The 18,345-nt window shown below is 70.3% G+C and carries 31 protein-coding genes; all 31 read left to right on the top strand.

Annotation, left to right across the window (positions count from 1 at the left end):
- Positions 1 to 56: 56 nt before the first annotated feature.
- Positions 57 to 1,679 carry a DEAD/DEAH box helicase gene (locus tag ACIQNU_RS03475; protein ID WP_401360426.1) on the top strand — a complete coding sequence of 541 codons (1,623 nt, stop codon included), beginning with the start codon at positions 57 to 59 and terminating at the stop codon, positions 1,677 to 1,679.
- 55 nt (positions 1,680 to 1,734) lie between these two features.
- Complete coding sequence (locus ACIQNU_RS03470; RefSeq protein ID WP_401360424.1) at positions 1,735 to 2,019, top strand: hypothetical protein; 285 nt, start codon at positions 1,735 to 1,737, stop codon at positions 2,017 to 2,019.
- A 73-nt stretch (positions 2,020 to 2,092) separates the two neighbouring features.
- Complete coding sequence (locus ACIQNU_RS03465) at positions 2,093 to 2,317, top strand: hypothetical protein (RefSeq protein ID WP_401360422.1); 225 nt, start codon at positions 2,093 to 2,095, stop codon at positions 2,315 to 2,317.
- Positions 2,314 to 2,829, top strand: a complete 516-nt coding sequence (locus tag ACIQNU_RS03460; RefSeq protein ID WP_401360420.1) for a hypothetical protein — start codon at positions 2,314 to 2,316, stop codon at positions 2,827 to 2,829. Before ACIQNU_RS03465 ends, ACIQNU_RS03460 begins: the two co-directional genes overlap by 4 nt.
- The gene (locus ACIQNU_RS03455) at positions 2,826 to 3,452 is read left to right on the top strand and encodes a hypothetical protein (protein ID WP_401360418.1); all 627 of its coding nucleotides are present in this window, start codon (positions 2,826 to 2,828) and stop codon (positions 3,450 to 3,452) included. Before ACIQNU_RS03460 ends, ACIQNU_RS03455 begins: the two co-directional genes overlap by 4 nt.
- A gap of 41 nt (positions 3,453 to 3,493) precedes the next feature.
- Positions 3,494 to 3,733, top strand: coding sequence for a hypothetical protein (locus ACIQNU_RS03450; protein WP_401360416.1), 240 nt, complete (start codon positions 3,494 to 3,496; stop codon positions 3,731 to 3,733).
- Between the two features lie 98 nt (positions 3,734 to 3,831).
- The gene (locus ACIQNU_RS03445) at positions 3,832 to 4,248 is read left to right on the top strand and encodes a hypothetical protein (RefSeq protein WP_401360414.1); all 417 of its coding nucleotides are present in this window, start codon (positions 3,832 to 3,834) and stop codon (positions 4,246 to 4,248) included.
- On the top strand, positions 4,245 to 4,520 hold the full coding sequence (locus ACIQNU_RS03440) for a hypothetical protein (protein ID WP_401360412.1): 276 nt from the start codon (positions 4,245 to 4,247) through the stop codon (positions 4,518 to 4,520). The genes ACIQNU_RS03445 and ACIQNU_RS03440 overlap by 4 nt, the downstream gene beginning before the upstream one ends.
- Positions 4,517 to 4,870, top strand: a complete 354-nt coding sequence (locus ACIQNU_RS03435; RefSeq protein WP_401360410.1) for a hypothetical protein — start codon at positions 4,517 to 4,519, stop codon at positions 4,868 to 4,870. The genes ACIQNU_RS03440 and ACIQNU_RS03435 overlap by 4 nt, the downstream gene beginning before the upstream one ends.
- Before the next feature lie 6 nt (positions 4,871 to 4,876).
- Positions 4,877 to 5,032 (top strand): hypothetical protein, encoded by a 156-nt coding sequence (locus ACIQNU_RS03430; RefSeq protein WP_401360408.1) that lies wholly within the window; start codon positions 4,877 to 4,879, stop codon positions 5,030 to 5,032.
- Positions 5,033 to 5,041: 9 nt separating this feature from the next.
- The gene (locus tag ACIQNU_RS03425) at positions 5,042 to 5,551 is read left to right on the top strand and encodes a hypothetical protein (RefSeq protein WP_401360406.1); all 510 of its coding nucleotides are present in this window, start codon (positions 5,042 to 5,044) and stop codon (positions 5,549 to 5,551) included.
- Entirely contained in the window at positions 5,548 to 5,829 is a 282-nt protein-coding gene (locus ACIQNU_RS03420) for a hypothetical protein (RefSeq protein WP_401360404.1), read from the top strand. Before ACIQNU_RS03425 ends, ACIQNU_RS03420 begins: the two co-directional genes overlap by 4 nt.
- 133 nt (positions 5,830 to 5,962) lie before the next feature.
- Entirely contained in the window at positions 5,963 to 6,343 is a 381-nt protein-coding gene (locus tag ACIQNU_RS03415; RefSeq protein ID WP_401360402.1) for a hypothetical protein, read from the top strand.
- Positions 6,344 to 6,364: 21 nt separating this feature from the next.
- On the top strand, positions 6,365 to 6,565 hold the full coding sequence (locus tag ACIQNU_RS03410) for a hypothetical protein (protein ID WP_401360400.1): 201 nt from the start codon (positions 6,365 to 6,367) through the stop codon (positions 6,563 to 6,565).
- A gap of 265 nt (positions 6,566 to 6,830) precedes the next feature.
- Positions 6,831 to 7,412 carry a hypothetical protein gene (locus ACIQNU_RS03405; protein WP_401360398.1) on the top strand — a complete coding sequence of 194 codons (582 nt, stop codon included), beginning with the start codon at positions 6,831 to 6,833 and terminating at the stop codon, positions 7,410 to 7,412.
- Positions 7,413 to 7,426: 14 nt separating this feature from the next.
- Positions 7,427 to 7,705 carry an HNH endonuclease gene (locus tag ACIQNU_RS03400; protein WP_401360396.1) on the top strand — a complete coding sequence of 93 codons (279 nt, stop codon included), beginning with the start codon at positions 7,427 to 7,429 and terminating at the stop codon, positions 7,703 to 7,705.
- Between the two features lie 670 nt (positions 7,706 to 8,375).
- Positions 8,376 to 8,813, top strand: a complete 438-nt coding sequence (locus ACIQNU_RS03395; RefSeq protein ID WP_401360394.1) for an AAA family ATPase — start codon at positions 8,376 to 8,378, stop codon at positions 8,811 to 8,813.
- Between the two features lie 251 nt (positions 8,814 to 9,064).
- The gene (locus ACIQNU_RS03390; RefSeq protein ID WP_401360392.1) at positions 9,065 to 9,340 is read left to right on the top strand and encodes a hypothetical protein; all 276 of its coding nucleotides are present in this window, start codon (positions 9,065 to 9,067) and stop codon (positions 9,338 to 9,340) included.
- Positions 9,276 to 10,802, top strand: a complete 1,527-nt coding sequence (locus ACIQNU_RS03385) for a terminase (RefSeq protein WP_401360390.1) — start codon at positions 9,276 to 9,278, stop codon at positions 10,800 to 10,802. The genes ACIQNU_RS03390 and ACIQNU_RS03385 overlap by 65 nt, the downstream gene beginning before the upstream one ends.
- On the top strand, positions 10,799 to 10,978 hold the full coding sequence (locus tag ACIQNU_RS03380; RefSeq protein WP_401360388.1) for a hypothetical protein: 180 nt from the start codon (positions 10,799 to 10,801) through the stop codon (positions 10,976 to 10,978). Before ACIQNU_RS03385 ends, ACIQNU_RS03380 begins: the two co-directional genes overlap by 4 nt.
- Positions 10,975 to 12,297 (top strand): phage portal protein, encoded by a 1,323-nt coding sequence (locus tag ACIQNU_RS03375; protein WP_401360386.1) that lies wholly within the window; start codon positions 10,975 to 10,977, stop codon positions 12,295 to 12,297. Before ACIQNU_RS03380 ends, ACIQNU_RS03375 begins: the two co-directional genes overlap by 4 nt.
- Positions 12,284 to 13,048 carry an HK97 family phage prohead protease gene (locus ACIQNU_RS03370; protein ID WP_401360384.1) on the top strand — a complete coding sequence of 255 codons (765 nt, stop codon included), beginning with the start codon at positions 12,284 to 12,286 and terminating at the stop codon, positions 13,046 to 13,048. The genes ACIQNU_RS03375 and ACIQNU_RS03370 overlap by 14 nt, the downstream gene beginning before the upstream one ends.
- Before the next feature lie 70 nt (positions 13,049 to 13,118).
- Positions 13,119 to 14,366, top strand: a complete 1,248-nt coding sequence (locus tag ACIQNU_RS03365; protein WP_401360382.1) for a phage major capsid protein — start codon at positions 13,119 to 13,121, stop codon at positions 14,364 to 14,366.
- A gap of 60 nt (positions 14,367 to 14,426) precedes the next feature.
- Positions 14,427 to 14,891 (top strand): hypothetical protein, encoded by a 465-nt coding sequence (locus ACIQNU_RS03360; protein ID WP_401360380.1) that lies wholly within the window; start codon positions 14,427 to 14,429, stop codon positions 14,889 to 14,891.
- A 10-nt stretch (positions 14,892 to 14,901) separates the two neighbouring features.
- Positions 14,902 to 15,462 carry a head-tail connector protein gene (locus ACIQNU_RS03355; protein ID WP_401360378.1) on the top strand — a complete coding sequence of 187 codons (561 nt, stop codon included), beginning with the start codon at positions 14,902 to 14,904 and terminating at the stop codon, positions 15,460 to 15,462.
- A complete protein-coding gene (locus ACIQNU_RS03350) occupies positions 15,462 to 15,926 on the top strand; it encodes a hypothetical protein (RefSeq protein ID WP_401360376.1) in 465 nt (154 codons plus the stop codon). The genes ACIQNU_RS03355 and ACIQNU_RS03350 overlap by 1 nt, the downstream gene beginning before the upstream one ends.
- Positions 15,927 to 15,952: 26 nt before the next feature.
- A complete protein-coding gene (locus ACIQNU_RS03345) occupies positions 15,953 to 16,165 on the top strand; it encodes a hypothetical protein (RefSeq protein ID WP_401360374.1) in 213 nt (70 codons plus the stop codon).
- Positions 16,166 to 16,167: 2 nt separating this feature from the next.
- Positions 16,168 to 17,154, top strand: coding sequence for a phage tail tube protein (locus ACIQNU_RS03340; RefSeq protein WP_401360372.1), 987 nt, complete (start codon positions 16,168 to 16,170; stop codon positions 17,152 to 17,154).
- A 9-nt stretch (positions 17,155 to 17,163) separates the two neighbouring features.
- Positions 17,164 to 17,679, top strand: coding sequence for a hypothetical protein (locus tag ACIQNU_RS03335; RefSeq protein WP_401360370.1), 516 nt, complete (start codon positions 17,164 to 17,166; stop codon positions 17,677 to 17,679).
- 16 nt (positions 17,680 to 17,695) lie between these two features.
- The gene (locus ACIQNU_RS03330; protein WP_401360368.1) at positions 17,696 to 18,184 is read left to right on the top strand and encodes a hypothetical protein; all 489 of its coding nucleotides are present in this window, start codon (positions 17,696 to 17,698) and stop codon (positions 18,182 to 18,184) included.
- Positions 18,181 to 18,330, top strand: a complete 150-nt coding sequence (locus tag ACIQNU_RS03325; protein WP_401360366.1) for a hypothetical protein — start codon at positions 18,181 to 18,183, stop codon at positions 18,328 to 18,330. The genes ACIQNU_RS03330 and ACIQNU_RS03325 overlap by 4 nt, the downstream gene beginning before the upstream one ends.
- Positions 18,331 to 18,345: the final 15 nt, after the last annotated feature.

The raw sequence follows: 18,345 nt of genomic DNA, 5'->3' as shown, positions 1-18,345 counted from the left end.
CCTGCAACTCCCTGCACTCCCTGCAAACCCGCAGCACTCACGAACTGAGGTGACCCATGCCTGACGTACCCGAGACCTTTCGGCCCCGCCCGTACCAGACCGAGGCCATCCAGGCGCTCACCGCCGGATGGGCCGGACCGAACAACCGGCTCGCCGTCGTCCTGCCCACCGGCGCAGGCAAGACCGTCGTGTTCTGCAACCTGATCCGGCAGCACCTCGAACGCCTCAACGGGCGCCGCGCCCTGGTCATCGCCCACCGCGAGGAACTGATCGAGCAGGCCGCGGCTAAGCTCCGCGCCGTCGATCCCGCCCTGCGTGTCGGCATCGTCAAGGCCGGCCGCGACGAACACCACGACGTCGACGTCATCGTGGCCAGCATCCAGACCCTCGCCGTCGACCGGCGCCGTGAAGCGATCCGCGACATCGGCATGGTCATCGTCGACGAATGCCACCACGCAGCCGCCCCGACGTACATGACGGTGCTTGAGCACTTCGGCGCGTGGCGTGGCGTCCCCGTCGCAGGGTTCACCGCCACGATGACCCGCACCGACGGCGGCCTCGCCGAGGTGTGGCAGGACGTCGTCCACACCCTCGACATCCTCGACATGATCAGCGACGGGTACCTGTGCGACGTCCGCGGGAAGCGCGTCACGATCGACACCCTCGACCTCGACCAGGTGAAGACCCGCAACGGCGACCTCCAGGAAGGCCAGTTGGGGCAGGCCCTCGACGATTCCGGCGCCATCCAGGTCATCGCCGACGCGTACCGCGAGCACGCCCCCGACAGGCCCGGTGTCGCGTTCACCCCGACCGTTGCCACCGCCCATTCCATGGCCGACGCCCTCAACGCCAAGGGCGTCAAGGCCGCCGCCGTGTGGGGCGACATGCCCCGCGAAGACCGCTCGGCCACCCTCAAGAAGTACGAGGCCGGAGACCTCCAGGTCCTGACGAACTGCATGGTCCTTACGGAAGGCTTCGACGCCCCGTGGACGAGCTGCGTCGTCATCGCCCGCCCCACCAAGTCCCCGGGCCTGTACGTGCAGATGGCCGGCCGTGGCCTGCGCCCCAGCCCTGGGAAGAGGGACGCGCTGATCCTCGACGTGGCGGGCGCCTCCACCCGTCACAAGCTCGCCTCGATGGTCGACCTCACCGAGCGCAAGGTCGGCATACCCGAGGAGGACGAGACGCTGGCGGAGGCCGTCGCACGGGAGGAAGAGACCGAGCGCGTCCGCTCGATCGCCTCGCGTATCGAGTGGGAAGAGATCAACCTGTTCGGCGAGTCCGCCTTTCGGTGGCTGCGCACCACCGCGGGCACCTGGTTCATCCCGCTCGGCGGGGACTCGTTCATGTACCTCGCCCGCGATCCGGGCGCCCGCACGTACCGAGTCCGCCGGTGGACGCAGGCCACCGGTGTGCAGGTACCGGGCGGTGACCGCCCGCAGCCCCTCGGTGAGGCGATGGCATGGGCGGAACGCCAGGCCCGCCAGATCGCGCCGGGCCTGGTGTCCCGTGCGGCGTCCTGGCGCAACGGCCCGCCGTCCGGGAAGCAGTTGGCGTTCTGCCGCTACCAGAGCATCCCGGTCCCGGCCGGGAGCACCAAGGGCGACGTGTCCGACCTACAGGCCGCACACAAGGTGTCCCTCATCCTCGCCGCGCTGCATATCTCCGCCGCAGCGTGACGGCCGGCGGCACCGTCGACACCGACCTGCTCTACCCCAACCCCAAGGAGAACCAATGAAGATCACCACCGGCTCCGTCATCACCATGACCCCCGTCGCTCCCGGCTGGGTCGTCATCTTCGACCAGGGCGGCGAGGTCGGAGAGGTCACCTGCCCGGTCATCGGCTGGGCAACGGTCGTCAACGCCCACCTGAACGACGGCACCGTCCACACCGAGATCAAGCCCGCGTTCCTCTGGGGCGACATGGTGTGGACCGAGCACGACCTGCGCGAGCACGCCCCCGAGATCACCCGGGTCGAGATCCGCCCGGGGGCCGTCCTCTCGGCCGTGACCGACTGACCCGCAACCAAGCGGCCGGGCCCGCGCAAATCGGGCCCGGCCTCCAACCAGCACACCACAGAAAGGACTTCCGATGTCTGACCGCGACGTGATCCTGCTCGCCCACGGCATCCTGTTCGGCACGCTCTACACCACCGCCGCACGGATGGCCCTCGACGCCGTCATGGACCGACGGGCCAACCGGCGCCTCGACGCCGACTCCCGCACCCGAATCCGCGACATCGGCGCCGACCGCTACCTGTCCAGCCTCGGCCTCTACCAGCTCCAGCACGGCACCGAGCGGCGGTACGGCCGGTGAACGGGCCCCGCACGCAGGGAACCCCCGCCGGGCGCTGTACCGGCGAGGGGACCCCCGCGACGCAGCCAGCGAGCGCGGATAGTGATCCGTCCACCGTAGACGGCGCCACCGACAACACCCTGCGCGCCCAACTCCGCACGGTCCTCGCTCGGTTCATCGACCCCGACGACGACACCATGCCCGCCCTGTCCACCGACGGCCGGGGCTTCACCTGGGTCGCCACCGACACCGTCCTCGACGACCTGACGCGGACCGTCGCCCAGCTTCAGCGGGAGCGCGACGGGTTGGAGCGCATGTACTACGACGCGATGCGCGACCTGGGCAATGCCATCGACCGCCTCGACGCCGTCCGCGCACGCGCACTCCGCCCCGCCGCCATCCGTGCGGCAGCCGCAGCCCTCGGCGAGCAGACACTCAACCTCCTCGGCCGGGACCTCGGCACCCTGCACGTCGAAGCCATCGCCGAAGCGACGGTCCGCGCCGCCCTCGCCCCGCCGAAGGAGACCCCGTGAACGCTTGCGAGACGTGCGGCGACGATGCGGGCGGCCGGTACCTGTGCCACCGGCACACGGTGACCCTCGCCGAGCGGCTGGCCGACCTGCCCACCCTGTACAACGAGGTCGCCGAGTGCCTGGTACCCCGCCGCTCCGGCTGGGGCGAAATCGTCGCCACACGGGGCGCGGCCGGCCCCCGCTCCCCGATCGACGAGGACATCCTCGACACGATCAACTGGGGCCGCGCCGCCGAGGTCATGCGGCTGTGGCGGACCGACGTGCAGCGGGAGCGCTGGCCGCACCACGCGCCGCCACCACCGCCGGCAGACCTCGCTGCGGACTGCCGCTGGCTGGCCATGGAACTGGACTGGATCGCCGCCCACTACCCAGGGAGCGGGGACATGGCGCAGGAGGTGCGGGACCTGGAGGCGCAGGCCCGGACGATCGTCGGCGACCCCGCGCCCCGGGCGCAGCGGCTCGGGACATGCGTCGCCGTGACCGCCGAGGGAGTGGTGTGCGGGGCCGTCATTTCCCGGCTGCCGGGGCAGACCCGGCTCGCGTGCCGGTGGTGCGGCTACGTGTACGCGACCGCGCGGGACTGGGCGCGGCTTCAGCACTTCCAGCCGGTTGGGTCGTCGTGAATCCGTTGCATCCAACCCCCCTGTTGGATACGGTAGTTGTGATGGACCCGAAGCCCTGGCGAGACCGGATCCGCGATGAAGAAGAGCTGTTGGCGCAGCTCAACCAAGCCGCATCCGAAGCCGCCTCCCGACGAGCCCAAGCCCTGCGTGATGGCGTAGCGGAACTGGGCACCGTCGCCGACGTCGCCCGCGACCTCGGACGAAGCTGGCAGGCCATCGACCAGGCCATCAAACGGGACGACCGCAAGAAGGCGGCCAAGCCGCCCACCACAACCGAATAGACAACGAGGGCCGGACAGCAGCTCCCAGGCGTTGGCGCGCCCGGGGCGATCGCACCGCCCGACCCTCCACCGAACACCTGACACAACCAGGAGTCGGCATGACCGATCATTCCGCGCGCCCTTCCACGGCCGCAACTTCCCGCTGCGCCGTTCCTCTCAATGGCACCGCGGCCGTCGCCGCACGCGACGCCCTCGCTACCCCGCTGTACGACCCGGCGACCGACGGACCCCATTGGATTCCGCCCGTCGACATCGCCCTGGCCAGCGCCCGCGAAGCCCTGGCCCGCTACGAGGGCCACAACATCCACAGCCACGGGCAGATGGTCACCGCCGCGACCGGACTCGACTCCGCCCTGCGCAGCCTCGTCGGCGCACTCGACGCCGAGGCCGCACAGCCCCCGGGCGCACCCGACGACGCCGAGGACGCCAGGCAGTTCACCGCCCGGCACTTCCCCACCGTGACCGAGTTCCTCGCCGCCCCGTCCGCCGCCGTCACCGGCGGTGAGACCCGGTGACCCGCGATCACGCGGCCGAGGCCCGCGATCTGCGCGCTCTCCTCACCGCCGTCCTCGACGCGATCACCCTCCCGCGCGCGGACCCCGACTACGAGCAGCGGCTCGTCGACCGCGCGGACCTTGCCGCCGTTACCGGCGGCGCCGCACTCGACGGCGCTCTCGCCGACATCGGCTGGCACGCGGACTACCTCGCGGGCCGCCTAGACGCCGAGAACGCCCGCCGCACCCGCATCCGCGCCGCCGCTGCTGCCGAGCGGGGTGAGGGCCAGTGAGCACGCCACCCGCCGTCGGCAAGGCCCTCTCCGTCAAGGTCGACCAAGAGCTGTATGACGACCTCGCCGCGATGCTCCGGGCCGGTATGACGCTCACCGAGGCGGTACGACACGCCCTCTCGATCGTCGCCGGCACCTACCGCAACGTGTGGGCCACCAACCGCTACCCCGAGGGCGTGATGCCGGTCATCACGGACTGCGGCATCGCACCGTATGACACGTATGACGCAGGTCAGCCCACCCCGGCGCCATCCGCCGCGCGACCCGGTATGACCCCGCCGCGCCCCGTGCCCCGTCGCCGTCATACCGGCGCCCCGGAGCGTCATACCCGCGTCGGACAGCAGGAGTAGACCGGCGTGCCCGCGTCATACGCGGTGCTCTTCTTCGGCGTCTGCGCCGCGCTCGGCCTCACCGGCCTATGGCTCATCGGCCCCCGCACCGTGCCACCCGTCACCGGCACCTGCGCCCTCATACTCACCCTCGCAGCGCTCAGCGTCGCGATCCTCCGCTAGGACCCATCCGTGCAGTACGTCACCGTCGGCGGCGTTACCGTCGGCATCTGCATCCTCATCACCGCTCTCGTGCGCTGGTGGCCCGGCCTCAAGGCCCTCAAGAAGGACCCGCTCGGCCACGCCGGGCGCCTGCTGCCCTTCCTCATCGCATGGGCCTACGGAGTCCTCGCCATCCTCACCGTCGGCGGCCTCATCGGCTGGGCCGCCGACACCGCACTGTGGATCTCATCCTGGCTCGGCGACGCCGCACTCGTATGGGGCGTCGGCGGCCAGGCCGGACAACACGCCCCCGAACCCGCGTTCGTACCCCTCACCCAGACCGGCGGCGCCATCGTCCTCATCCTCACCGCCGCCCTCATCGCCGCGGCGAAGAAGTCGAAGTACGGCCACGACATCACGACAGGCGCCTGGTGCGGCATCTGCCTCGGCACGAGCGCGGGCATCGCCGGATTCGCCGCCGTACCCCTCGCACTCGCCGTCAACTGGCTCGGCGACACCGTGTACGGGGCGATCGGATGACGGAGAAGGAGCCGAGCCGCGCGGCCGGCGCCTGCGTCCTGGCGATCCTCGCCGGGGTCGCGGTCACCGCAATGTTCGCCGCCTCACCCGCGGCCGGAGTCCTCACCCTGTGGACGGTCGGCACGATCACCCTCTGGCGATCCGTGAGGCGTACAGCCAACCCCGCTCCCCCACCGCCCCCCGAGAGGGGCTGCGACACGAAACCGCAGTTCACCGTCGTGGAAGACCGGCCCGGCCACTGCACCATCCACTGGCAGAAGGAAGCGAACGACGCATGATCAACCGCCTGTTGGCCGCCCTCGGGCACGAACAGCCCTCGCTCTACTACTGCGCATCCTGCGGCGGCTGGTACCCCATCGCCCACTTCTGCGAATAGCCACCGAACCCCATCACCAGGCGGGAGGATGAGCCATGCCAGCACGCAGGACCCCGCCACGCGAACCAAGCCTGTTCGCCGCAATCAAGTGGCTCATCCTCGCCGCCTGCGCCGCCCTGATGCTCCTCGGCGGCATCAACGTCGTCTACCGGCTCCTGGTCGGCCCCTCCGACACTCCGGCACCAGTTCCCACGGCCACGGCCACGGCCACCGAGACCGTCACCGCTCCACACGAGACGGACATCCCTGGCGACGCCACTGACCACGGGCCGGACTCCGTGCCCACCCCAGCCGTCTGCACCGACGCCGACGCGCGCGGCGACATCCCGAGGGACCGCTGGACGCCCTGCGGCCAACTCCTCGGGTACTTCGACGACTGGGCAACACCGCCACCCGACAGCCCGGTCTTCCCGTAGCCCCTGAGCCACAATGGCGTCATGGAGTCGCACACCATCCGCCCCGGCCACCTCACCGCCCACCAGACCGCGCACCTGCTCGGCATCACCCTCGGCGCCGTCCGCCTCCTCGTCCACCGCGGCCAGCTCACCCACTCCGGCGGCACACCCCGCCAGCCCCGGTACGCCGTCGCCGACGTCGCCGCCCTCGACGCGAAACGACGCACACGCACCGCCGCTTGACGCGCAGGTTAGAGCGGTGTAACGATCTCCGTGTACAACTGTGCCCGGAAACAGGCACCACAGGCTGCCGGGACCAGGCCGGAACCAGGGAACTGGATCCCTCCACCCACAGAGGTGGTTGTGGCCCCCGGAGATACACGACAGCGCCCCCGGTCACTCCACACGCCGGGGGTGCTGCCGTGTCACAGGAGCATCACTCCACGTACACGATCTCTCCACACCGCGCATGATGCACCCTCAACACCCGCACGTCCTTGGGGGGACCATGCGCACACGAACCGGCGCAGCAACAGCAACCACCGCCGCTCTACTGGCACTCGCCGCCTGTTCCTCCGGCGGCACCCCGGACGCCAAGCCGTCCGCGTCGGCACCCTCCGCGAAGACGACTTCCAGCGCCCCCGAGCCGACCCCGGCCCAGGACCAGCCGAGAGCCTTCGGCAAGGCCCTCACGTGGACCGCCGACGACGGCGTAAGGATGTCGATCACCGTCATGGGGTACGAGCAGGACGTCGCCAAGAACTCCATCACAGCCGACGAGGAGTTCGACACCAACGGCTACGTCTGGGCAGCCGTCGACATCAAGGCATGCCTCAAGAAGGGCAAAAGCGGTGTCACCCGCTACCCCTGGGCCCTCGCCTACAAGGACGGCACCCGCATCGAACCGAGCGGCGTCACGTATGGCGACTTCCCGAAGCCCGAGTACCCCTACGAGGCAAAGCTGAAGCCAGGCGAGTGCGTGCGCGGCAAAACCGTGTTCCCCGTCCCCGGCAACGACCGCCCCGAACGGGTCCTCTACACCCCCGAAGCTCTTCCCGACGGCGCGGAATGGGCCGTGCCCAAGTCGTAGCGGAGGTGGCGCCCGTGGCCGGCAACCCGCGCAACGGGCGCCCCTACCGCCGGTTGGTCGCGGTCCAGAAGGCGTTGGGCCTGCCGTGCTGGATCTGCGGCCACAACATCCCCACACAGGTCGACGGCCGCCGCCACCCGCTCGCGTTCACCCTCGACCACCTCATCCCGCTCTCCCTCGGCGGCAGCCTCCTCGACCCCGCCAACGCCCGCAGCGCACACCGGCGATGCAACTCGGCCCGAGGCAACCGCAGCTCAGCCTCGCGCCCTCATCGGAGATCTCGGGAGTGGTGACCTCACGATGCCTGGCGCCACCGGAGGTCTTGCCCAGCCCCGTATTTGCACTCCATGAGCGTTCCCGAACGCGTCCTGCCGAGAGCCCCAGCATCGCCACACCAGGCCCCTGGCTTCACACCACCCCGATCAGCACCGCCTGAAGTGGGGCCGACGCCCTCGGTTCCGGATGCTGCACTGTCATCCTCCACAGCCGCATCGGCACCACAGCCGTCCACCGGGTCTGCCAGATCAAATGTGACTTTCCAGCCGGGCAAACTGAGCTGGCCCTCGGTCAACTCCACACCACAGACAAGCCAGTCGTCGTACTGCTGATCGGTTTGAGAACGGAACTTGAGCAGAACGGAATCAGGGCCAGAGACCGCAACGTATTCCCCTGGTGCCTCGGTGCCCTCTTCCAACGCGTTCAGCGCGTCGCGCCACAGGTCCCCCTCAAGGCTCGACAGTCGAAAGGAAGGCGTCGGCGAACCGGACGCAGCAGAGGTCGATGCTGACGAGGCATCGAGCGGCGTCGCGGTAGGCCCCGAGCCAGGCCCTGCCGTAAGCGCAGCAGCGAAAGAACCACCGACGACGGCTAAGCCAAGCACCACCTTCGCGAGGGTCCACCACCGTTTCTGCCCGTCCCGAGCATCCTTCAAGCTCCCCTCCCCAGGTCGAGCCGGAGGTCATCATGCTCCACGTCATCACCGGCCCGCCAGCCGCCGGCAAGTCCAGTTGGATCGACGCGCACGCCAGGCCGACGGACATCGTCATCGACCTCGACCGCATCACCCTCGCCCTCACCGGACCTGGCGCCCCCAACTGGAACCAGCACCAGGTCGCCGTGCGCGTCGCGCAGCGTGCCCGCTACGCCGCCATCGACGAGGCGACCCAGCACCTGGACGCGGTCGACGTGTACCTGATCCACACCATGCCCAGCCCCAAGGCCATGGCCAAGTACAAGCGCCTCAAGGCGCGCATCGTGGTGGTCGATCCGGGTCGTGACATCGTCATGCAGCGCATCGCAGCGATGCGGTCGAAGGACATGGAGCGGGTGGCGAGCCGCTGGTACAACGCGCGACGCCGCCTGCCCCGCCCCGTGATGCCGCAGTCGTCGCGGGACTGGTGACACCGGGCCACGCGGAGGCGTGCGGCCGTGGGCACGGTGCGTGTCCGGTGGCGGACGCGGTGCCGACCGGAGCCGTGTCCGGCGGGGAGGGCGGGTCGAAAGTTCAGCGGAGTACCGGGCGACCCAAACGCCCTTCTCGCCCGATTTTTTGCGCGGCCATTTTTCAAGATCTATCCGGCTGGAGCGACCTCCAGCGATTTAGTGGCCGTCACCGTGCGTGATGTGACGCTCTGTCATTATCGGGGGTGATCATGGGCGTTGCCGAGCAGATCGCTTCCGAGCTTGATGATCTCCACGCCGGTGAGACGTCGCCCGGTATGGCGGCCGTCGCCCTCGATCTCGCGAAGGCCATCGACAGCGTGGACGCCCCCACCGCGAAAGCGGTCGCGGCGCGGGAGTTGCGCTCGATCATGACCGACCTGCGCAGGCTCGCCCCTGTCGAATTGAAGGGGGACGCGGTCGATGACATTGCTGAGCAGCGAAAAAAGCGCCGCGACGCCGCCCGCGACCAGGCCGCCGGAGGCTGACGACGGCCGCGTGTACGGCTGGCAGGCGCCCCCGATCCAGACCGCGCCCCCGGCCGTGACCAGCGCGGGTCAGGAGGCCATCGACCTTGCTGCCCGCGCGGGGCTGACCCTGGATCCGTGGCAGCAGCACATCCTGCGCGTCGGCATGGGTGAGAAGCCGGACGGCAGTTGGGCCTCGTTCGAAGTCGCCTTCAACGTCCCGCGCCAGAACGGCAAGGGCGGGATCATCGAGGCCCGCGAGCTGTGGGGCTTGTTCATCGGTGGTGAGGAGCTGATCCTTCACAGCGCGCATGAGTTCAAGACGGCGAAGAACGCGTTCCGCCGGATCGAACGCCTGATTCGCCAGACACCTGACCTGCATAAAAGGGTGAAGACGTACCGGCAGACTGTCGGCGAGGAGGGCATCGAGCTGTACACCGGGCAGCTCCTGCGCTTCATCGCCCGTTCCAAGGGCTCCGGCCGTGGCTTCACCGGGCACTGCAACATGATGGACGAGGACATGATCCTCGGCGACAACGAGATGGACGCGCTGCTGCCCACCATGGCGGCCGTCGCCGACCCGCAGATCTGGTACGCGGGCAGCGCCGGCATCGGCTCCCCGTCCGTCCAGCTCGGCCGTCTGCGCCGCCGCGCGCTCGCCGCGATCGAGCTGGGGGCGCCGGACCCGTCGCTGGCCTACATGGAGTGGTCGGCGGACGTGCATGTGGACGAGTGCCCGGCTGACTGCACCGCGCACGACGACCCTGCCTCGGACGAGGCGGTGCTGAAGTCCAACCCGGGTGTCGGCTACCGGCTGACGCTGGAGAAGGTGGCGCGCGAGCGGGCGACGCTCAGCGCCGCCGGGTACGCCCGTGAGCGGCTGGGGGTCGGCGACTATCCGTCGGATGTGGCGGACACCTGGCAAGTCGTCGGAGAGGAGGCGTGGCGGGCCCTGGGGACTGCGGAGTCGCGTCCCGAGGGTGCGCTGTCGTTTGCGGTCGATGTGACCCCTGAGCGGTCGCATGCCGCGATCTGCGTGGCGAGTCCCTGGAGGGGCGGCACGCATGTCGAGGTCATCGCTCACGAGCCGGGAACGGGCTGGGTGTTGGACCGTGCGGAGCGGCTGCATGCGAAATGGTCGCCGCGGTGCTGGGTGGTGGATGCGGGCGGGCCGGCCGGTTCGCTCATCGCCGACCTGGCGGAGCGGCTGGGTGTCGAGGTGGTGCAGCCGAAGGCGCGTGAAGTCGCGGCAGCATGCGGCCAGTTCTTCGACGCGGTCGCCGACCAGAGCCTGAGCCACCTGGACCAGGCGCCGCTTGCGGCGGCTCTGGCGGGGGCGCAGCAGCGTCCGCTGGGGGATGCGTGGGCGTGGGCCCGGCGGATCGTGTCGGTGGACATCAGCCCGCTGGTGGGCGTGACGCTCGCCAAATGGGGGCTGAGCGCGGAAGTCGAACAGCCCAAGAGGGGACCGAACCTGTGGTGACGGTGAAGACGGTCGCGCTGTACGTGCTGGAGATCCTGTCCCTGGGGTGCGTCGTGCTCGGGGTGTGGTGCGTCTACCCGCCCGCCGGCCTGATCCTCGGCGGCGCCGTCGGCGTACTGGGATCTGAGGCGGCGCTGTCCGAGCGGCGCGGCGGCGGGAAGGCGGCGGGCGGATGAGGGGCGGCTTGTTCGGTCTGTTCCAGCGGCGCGGGGTGGAGGATCCGGCGGTGCCGCTGACGTCCGGGACGCTGCTGGACTGGTTCGGCGGGGCCCGCTCGGACGCCGGTGTCCCGGTGTCGGAGAAGACCGCGCTGCACATGCCGGCGGTGTGGCGGTCGGTCGCGGTGATCGCGGGGGTGTCGGCGGCGCTGCCGCTGCACACCTACAAGACCGGCACGAAGACGCGGACGGACTCAGCGCTGCTGGCGGATCCGCATCCGGAGCTGACGCCGCTGGAGCTGTGGCGTCTGGCGTTCGTGCACCGGGTGCTGTGGGGCAACGCCTACGTGCAGAAGGTGCGCTCACCCTCGGGGCAGATCAAGGAGCTGTGGCCGATCCGCCCGGAGCGGGTCGACGTCAAGCGGGTACGCCCCAGGCCGGAACTCCCGGCCGGGAAGAAGTTCTTCGTGACGGACGACTGGGGCACGCTGCACGCGTTCACATCGCGTGAGGTGATGCACCTGCCGGGGCTGGGCTACGACGGCCTCAAGGGCATGTCCCCGGTCACCGCGGCGGCGCAGGGCATCGGGCTGGCGCAGGCGGCGGAGAAGGGCGCGGCGAAGCTGTTCGGCCGGGGCAATCTGATGGGCGGCATCCTGACGACGGAGCAGGAGTTGGACGAGGGCCAGGCCCTCGCTCTGAAACGGCGCTGGGGCGCGATGGTCGGCGGGATCGACAACGCCGGGGAAGTCGCGGTCCTCGATGCCGGGGCCTCGTTCGCGCCGGTGACGATGCCTTTCAAGGACTCCCAGTTCCTGGAGTCCCGGGAGTTCCAGATCACCGAGATCGCCCGCATGTTCGGCGTGCCGCTGTTCCTGCTGATGGAGACCGCGAAGTCCACGTCGTGGGGTACGGGCCTGGAGCAGCAGGCGCAGGGCTGGGTGACGTTCGACCTGGGCCCGACGTGGCTGGCGCCCACCGAACAGCGCATCACCAAGGAGCTGCTGCCGCCCGGAGAGTACGCGCACTACGCGCTCCAGGGCCTGCTTCGCGGCGACAGTACGTCGAGGGCGGTGTTCTACCGGGCGATGCGCGACACCGGCGTCATGTCCGCCAACGACATCAGGAGCCTTGAGGAACTGCCGCCGATCCCGGGGCCCGAGGGCGACACCTACTTGCAGCCGACCTACATGGCCCCGCTCGGGTCGAATCCGCTGGCCAACGACGGCGGGGCCATCCCCGCCCGCGCGGCCTCACTGATGGCCGAGGCGCACCGCCTCCTGGCCCTCCACGCCGACCTGGGAGGCGACGATGCCCGCGACGATGACCGGAGCTGAAGAGCGCCGCCGCCTGCCCCTGGCCACAGCCGGAGTCGCGATCCGCGCGGATGATGCCGGCGCGGCCCGCTTCGGCGGGTACGCCGCGGTGTTCAACACCCGCACCGCGATCGGCAACCCGCTGCGCTGGGGCTTCTACGAGGAGATCGCCAGCGGCGCGTTCACGAAGACGCTGACCGAGGGCGATGCGCGGATGCTCATCGACCACGATTCGTACTACGTGGTGTCCCGCGTCTCGGCCGGGTCGCTGACGCTGGCCGAGGACGCGACGGGTCTCGCCGTCGACTCCGCGCTGGACGGTGAGCTGTCGTATGTGCGGGACCTGACGGCGAACCTCCGCAACAAGAACATCACGGGGATGAGCTTCGGGTTCTTCGTCATCAAGGACGAGTGGAACCAGGAGCAGATCGACGTCGACGGTGCCGACCCGGTGTCCGTCGACGTGCGGATCATCCGCGAGGTGCGCCTCATCGAGGTGTCCGCGGTGACGTTCCCCGCCTACACCGAGACCGAGGCCGAGCTGAAGGCCGTCGCCACGGCGCTCGACCACCGCGGCGACCGCGCCGCGATCGAGGCACGGGCCCGGTTCCGGCCCGAGCTGCTGGACCTTGTGCACGTCGGCCGCGAGCCGGGTGGGACCACTCGCGGCGTGCAGAACCCCGCTGAGCCGGACGTGTCCACTCAGTCCAGGGGCCTGCCCCTCGATCTGCGCATGAGAGCGCTCGCCGCCCGCTACGGGCTGCCGCGCTGACCCACCCATCCCCCTTTCAGCTCCCGCACCCGTGGGGGCTGTCCGGCGTGCCGTGAAAGGACACAGCGCCATGCCCACACTTCTTGAGCGGGCCCTCGACAAGCGGGCCCGTACCTGGTCGCAGATGCAGGAGATCCAGTCCCGCGCCGAGGCCGAGAGCCGCAGCGAACTGACCGCCGAGGAGCGGCAGGCGTGGGACGCGGCCGAGGCCGACCTGACCGCGACGTCGCAGGACATCGAGCGCCTGGAGCGCGCGGCCCGCATGGACACCGTGCAGCGTGACCAGATCGCCGTCACCGACCGGGGCACCGGCGAGAGTGCCGAGGACCGGCAGGCCGCGCAGGACGCCGCCTACCGGGACGCGTTCGAGGCGTACACCCGGTACGGCATGAGCCGCCTGGACGCCGGGCAGCGCGAACTCCTCATGTCCAACCAGACGGAGATCCGCGCCGGCGCCACCAGCCCGGGGACGGCGGGCGGGTACTTCATCCCGACGGACACCCTCGCCCGGATCACCGAGACGATGAAGGCATACGGCGGCATCCTCGGCTCGGCCAGCGTCATCACCACCGCGTCGGGCAACCCGGTCAACTGGCCCACCAACGACGACACCAGCAACATCGGCGCGATCCTCGCCGAGAACACGCAGGTCACCGAGCAGGACGTGACCCTGGGGCAGAAGACCCTCGGCGCCTACACCTACACCTCCAAGCTCGTGCGGCTGTCCCTGCAACTGATCCAGGACGACGCGTTCGGTGTCGAAGGGTGGCTGACGCGCAAGCTCGGCGAGCGCATCGGCCGCGCGGTCGCCGCGCACCTCGCGACCGGCAGCGGCTCCGGGCAGCCGGAGGGCCTGTTCACCAACGCCACCGCGGGCAAGACCGGCGCGGCCGGCCAGGTCACCTCCGTCATCTACGACGACCTGGTCGACGTGCAGCACTCCATCGACCCGGCATACCGTGCGAGTGCACGGTGGGTCATGTCGGATGCGGCGCTCAAGGTGATCCGCAAGCTGAAGGACACCCAGGGCCGTCCGCTGTGGGAGCCGTCGGTGCAGGCCGGGGTGCCGTCCAGCCTGATGGGCGCGCCGGTGCTCATCGACAACGGCGTGCCGGTCCCGGCCGCGAGCGCCAAGAGCATCGGGTACGGCGACATCGGCGCGGCCTATGTCGTGCGGCAGGTCGCGGGCGGTCAGATGATGCGCCTGGAGGAGCGGTACGCCGACTACCTCCAGGTCGGATTCCTCGGCTTCCTGCGCCTGGACGCCAAGCCCGACGACAGCAGTGCGTTCCGCGTCTACGCCCACCCGGCGACCTGACCCCTGCCCGCGACGGCCCCGGCCATCCGCCGGGGCCGCCCTGATGGAAGGAGGCGCGGGATGCCGCGTATCCGGATCTTGCAGTCCGTCGCGGGGCTCGACTTCTCGTGGGTGCCCGGCGACATCGTCGAGGTCAACGACGCGGCGGCCGAGGCATGGGCGGACGGCGACCGCGCCGAACTCGCCCCCGACGACGCACCCGTCACCGTCCCCGCCACGCCCGGCCAAGAGGACACCGAACAGGGCTCTTCCGAGGGCCCGTTCGACCCGGCGGCGGCCAGGGCCGACGACGTCCTCACCTACCTCGCCACCGCCGACGAGGCGGAGGCCCTGCGCGTCCTGGACGCCGAGGCTGCCGGCAAGGGGCGCGTCACGATCACCAAGCAGCGCGACGACATCCTCGCCGCCGCCCGCGAACGCGCCGCCCAGGACCCGGCCGACGACCCGCCGCAGGCGGAGAACGCCGCCGAGGCAGCACGCGGCGGCGGCCGGGGGCCCGTGCCCGAGACCCGTACCGACTGGTGAGGAGGCGGGCATGGCGCTCCTGACCCTCACGGAGGCGAAGGCGCAACTCGACATCGACAGCACCGCGCACGACGGCGAGTTGCAGGTGTACATCGACGCGCTCACGGCGGTCATCGAGGGCATCACCGGCCCCGTCGAAACCCGGCAGGTCACCGAGACCGTCACCGGCAGCGGGCCCGCCCTGTGCCTGAGTCACCTGCCCGTGGTGTCGCTGATCTCCCTGACCCCGGTCCTCACCGGCGGCACCGCCGTCAACGTGGCCGGGCTGTACGTCGACGGGCCCTCCGGGGTGGTGCAGCGCCGCGACGGCGGCCGGTTCCACGGAGGCCCCTGGGAAGCGGTGTATACCGCAGGGCGCGGCGCCACGATCCCACCCACCATCAACCTGGCGGCCCGGATCCTGCTTCAGCATCTGTGGCGCACCCAGTACGGGGCGTCGAGGGCCGGTGCCGGCGTCGGAGGAGGCGACGACTACTCCGTCACCGAGCCGGTGCCCGGCTTCGGCTACGCCGTGCCCAACCGGGTTCTCGAACTGCTCCAGCCGTACAAGTCGCCGCCGGCGGTGGCGTGATGGCGACCTCCCGAGTCCCGGCCGCGATGGATGCGCTGCTGGCGATCCTCCGCGCCGCGCCTGCCCTGGCCGGGGTGCGGATCGTGGACGGCCCGGAGGCGGTCAACGCCACCGACCGGCAGCGCATCCACATCGGGTGGCAGCCGGGCGCCGACCAGGCCATCGAGCTGGAGCAGGAGTTCGCGTCGGCGGGTGCCCGCCGACGCGACGAGATGTTCTCGATCGGCTGCTACGCCGAGGCCCGCGCGGGCGACACGGACATGGCTGTCCAGCGCGCCCGGGTGTTCGCGCTGGTGGCCGCAGTCGAAACCGCACTGCGGGCGACGGACGACGAGCCGGAGGCCCCGACTCTGCGCGGCACTGTCCTGTGGTCCTCGCTGACGGCGGGCAACGTCACGCAGCTCCAGGCCGAAGGCGCCCAGGCCGGGTGCGCGTTCACGATCACGTGCCGCGCCCGAATCTGATCCACCCACGATGTAGGGAGTTACCGATGGCGCGTGTGCGCTACGTGGGCCCGGAGCCGGTCACCGTGCCGGAGCTGGGCGAGCGAGTGATTCAGCCCGACGAGGTCGTGCAGGTTCCCGACGACCGGTTCGAGGGCTACGTCTGCCAGCCGCAGACGTGGCAGTCCGTCGAGGAGCCGAAGGACGACGTGCCGGCCCCGAAGAAGACCGCGGCGCGAGCGTCGCAGAAGGAGAGCTGATCATGGCGATCGGTTCGGGCCTCGGTGCCCAGCTCGGGATCGCACCCGAGGTCACCTATGGGACCTACGTCGCGCCGACGCGCTTCATCGAGTTCACGAAGGAGTCGATGCAGCTCAAGAAGACCACCGCACAGTCGGCGGGGATCGCGCCGGGCCGTCTGCTGCCGCTGTCGTCGCGGCGCGTGGTGACCCAGAGGCAGGGCAGCGGCAGCCTCGACATGGAGGTCACCAGCAAGGCCATGGGCGTGCTGCTCCAGTCGCTGATGGGCACCTCGGTGACACCGGTGCAGCAGGCGACGACGACGGCCTATCTCCAGACACACACCCTCGCGGACACCGCGGGCAAGAGCCTCACTGTCCAGAAGGGCGTGCCGCTCACCACTGGCACGGTGACGCGCAAGAACTTCCTCGGCTGCAAGATCATCAGCGCTGAGTTCTCGTGCGAGGTCGGTGGGATGCTGACCGCGACGTTCGAGATCGACAGCAAGGACTGCGAGGAAACCTCCGTCCTGGCCGTCGCGTCGTACCCGGACATGGCGCCGTTCCACTTCGGGCAGATGAGCCTGAAGACCGGCCCGTTTGCTACGGAGATCGCGCGGGACGGCATCCGCAAGGTGTCGGTCAAGGTGGAGCGGCCCCAGGCCACGGAACGCTTCTACGCCGGGCAGGCCGGGCTGAAGAAAGAGCCCATCTCGAACGACCAGGTGAAGATCACCGGGTCGATCGAGGCGGACTACGTCGACACGATCCTCGACGACCTCCACACCACCGACGCGGCGACCTCCTTCGTGTGGGACTTCACGGGGCCGCTCATCGCGGCGACGCACTACGAGCGGTTCACCCTCAAGCTGCCCGCGATCCGCGTGGACGAGGCACCCCCCACGGTCGACGGCTTCGACGTCATCAAGCCGCAGATCAGCTTCACGGGCCTGTACGACGGGACGAACCAGCCCGTCATCGAGTACATGTCCACCGACGCCACCCTCTGAGGAGGCGCCATGCGCAGTGTCCGTATCACGGGCACCGGCCAGCTCCTGGAGCTACAGCGCCAGCTCCGACGGGCGGGGCGGGAGAACATCCGGGCGAGCATGCAGCGCCGTATCCGGCGGGCCGCCGAGCCGCTGCGCGATGACCTCCAGGACGCGATCCGTGGCCTGGACATCCGCAGCCGGGGACGCGGCACCGGCAAGCGGGGCGGCCCCTCGCCAACTACGCGTCCGCTGCGGGCGACGATCGCAGCGGCCATCCGGATCAGTGTCCGTACCAGCGCAGGGAGCGCCGGTGCCCGCGTGTGGGTCGACCGGTCCCTGCTGCCCCGGGACATCGCCGACAGCGGCCTGTTGAAGCAGATCAACGAGGGCCGCGTCCGGCACCCGGTGTTCGCCAACAGGAGCCGGTGGGCGCAGCAGAATGCGACCCCCCTGTGGTGGGACAACACCGTCCGCCGTGGCCTGCCGCGTATGGAGCGCGAAGTCACGCGCGTGCTCGACGACATCCAGCGCCGTATTGGCTGAGAGAACAGGCACAACGATGATCCTTCGCTACACCCCGCAGTCCGGCGCCGCCATCATGTGGGACCTGGACCAGGTCCGGTTCCTCACCTCGGAGGCCGAGACGATCGAGCGGACCACCGATATGGAGTGGTCGGACGTGATCAGCCGGGGCACCCTCCTGTTCCGGAAGTCACCGACCGCCAGGCGGGCCGTGACCTGGGTCCTCCTCAAGCGGACCGAACCCACTCTGCGCTACAGCGCGTTCGATCCGGCAATCGACGAGATCAGCGTCAAGCTGTCCGGCGCCGACCTGGCCGAGCTGCGCGCCGAGGCGGATGCGCAGCTCGCCGCTGGCAAGGCCACGCCGGAGGAGGTCGCCGAGGGCCTGGCGGAGCTGGAGGAGCTGACCGATCCCGTGGAACTGGCCCGGCTGCGGGAGCAGGAGGCCGCGGGCCCAAAAGCCCCCGAGCAGGCGCCCGTCCTCGACCTGGCGAGCGAGCCGGAGGGCTCGGCCCTGACAGCGTGACCCATCGGCGGGCCGCGTGGCGGTGGGCGTTCGTCGACCGCTTCCGCCTCTCGCTCGCCGACTACGACGCCCTGACCATCGACCAGTTCGAGTCGGGCATCGCCTACATCGAGCAGACCATCGCGGCATCCGCCCAACCACCGTAGAGGGGGGCGTGATCC

Source organism: Streptomyces sp. NPDC091292 (assembly GCF_044757265.1).
Lineage (GTDB): Bacteria > Actinomycetota > Actinomycetes > Streptomycetales > Streptomycetaceae > Streptomyces.
The sequence above is the reverse complement of the archived record's forward strand: the minus strand, read 5'-3'. Positions and strand labels throughout refer to the sequence as shown.

Excerpts from the sequence above, each read along its gene's own strand:
- ACIQNU_RS03475 (WP_401360426.1), top strand. The coding sequence starts at position 57 with ATGCCTGACGTACCCGAGACCTTTCGGCCCCGCCCGTACCAGACCGAG.
- ACIQNU_RS03470 (WP_401360424.1), top strand. The coding sequence starts at position 1,735 with ATGAAGATCACCACCGGCTCCGTCATCACCATGACCCCCGTCGCTCCC.
- ACIQNU_RS03465 (WP_401360422.1), top strand. The coding sequence starts at position 2,093 with ATGTCTGACCGCGACGTGATCCTGCTCGCCCACGGCATCCTGTTCGGC.
- ACIQNU_RS03450 (WP_401360416.1), top strand. The coding sequence starts at position 3,494 with ATGGACCCGAAGCCCTGGCGAGACCGGATCCGCGATGAAGAAGAGCTG.
- ACIQNU_RS03445 (WP_401360414.1), top strand. The coding sequence starts at position 3,832 with ATGACCGATCATTCCGCGCGCCCTTCCACGGCCGCAACTTCCCGCTGC.
- ACIQNU_RS03420 (WP_401360404.1), top strand. The coding sequence starts at position 5,548 with ATGACGGAGAAGGAGCCGAGCCGCGCGGCCGGCGCCTGCGTCCTGGCG.
- ACIQNU_RS03415 (WP_401360402.1), top strand. The coding sequence starts at position 5,963 with ATGCCAGCACGCAGGACCCCGCCACGCGAACCAAGCCTGTTCGCCGCA.
- ACIQNU_RS03410 (WP_401360400.1), top strand. The coding sequence starts at position 6,365 with ATGGAGTCGCACACCATCCGCCCCGGCCACCTCACCGCCCACCAGACC.
- ACIQNU_RS03405 (WP_401360398.1), top strand. The coding sequence starts at position 6,831 with ATGCGCACACGAACCGGCGCAGCAACAGCAACCACCGCCGCTCTACTG.
- ACIQNU_RS03395 (WP_401360394.1), top strand. The coding sequence starts at position 8,376 with ATGCTCCACGTCATCACCGGCCCGCCAGCCGCCGGCAAGTCCAGTTGG.
- ACIQNU_RS03390 (WP_401360392.1), top strand. The coding sequence starts at position 9,065 with ATGGGCGTTGCCGAGCAGATCGCTTCCGAGCTTGATGATCTCCACGCC.
- ACIQNU_RS03385 (WP_401360390.1), top strand. The coding sequence starts at position 9,276 with ATGACATTGCTGAGCAGCGAAAAAAGCGCCGCGACGCCGCCCGCGACC.
- ACIQNU_RS03375 (WP_401360386.1), top strand. The coding sequence starts at position 10,975 with ATGAGGGGCGGCTTGTTCGGTCTGTTCCAGCGGCGCGGGGTGGAGGAT.
- ACIQNU_RS03370 (WP_401360384.1), top strand. The coding sequence starts at position 12,284 with ATGACCGGAGCTGAAGAGCGCCGCCGCCTGCCCCTGGCCACAGCCGGA.
- ACIQNU_RS03365 (WP_401360382.1), top strand. The coding sequence starts at position 13,119 with ATGCCCACACTTCTTGAGCGGGCCCTCGACAAGCGGGCCCGTACCTGG.
- ACIQNU_RS03360 (WP_401360380.1), top strand. The coding sequence starts at position 14,427 with ATGCCGCGTATCCGGATCTTGCAGTCCGTCGCGGGGCTCGACTTCTCG.
- ACIQNU_RS03355 (WP_401360378.1), top strand. The coding sequence starts at position 14,902 with ATGGCGCTCCTGACCCTCACGGAGGCGAAGGCGCAACTCGACATCGAC.
- ACIQNU_RS03350 (WP_401360376.1), top strand. The coding sequence starts at position 15,462 with ATGGCGACCTCCCGAGTCCCGGCCGCGATGGATGCGCTGCTGGCGATC.
- ACIQNU_RS03345 (WP_401360374.1), top strand. The coding sequence starts at position 15,953 with ATGGCGCGTGTGCGCTACGTGGGCCCGGAGCCGGTCACCGTGCCGGAG.
- ACIQNU_RS03340 (WP_401360372.1), top strand. The coding sequence starts at position 16,168 with ATGGCGATCGGTTCGGGCCTCGGTGCCCAGCTCGGGATCGCACCCGAG.
- ACIQNU_RS03335 (WP_401360370.1), top strand. The coding sequence starts at position 17,164 with ATGCGCAGTGTCCGTATCACGGGCACCGGCCAGCTCCTGGAGCTACAG.
- ACIQNU_RS03330 (WP_401360368.1), top strand. The coding sequence starts at position 17,696 with ATGATCCTTCGCTACACCCCGCAGTCCGGCGCCGCCATCATGTGGGAC.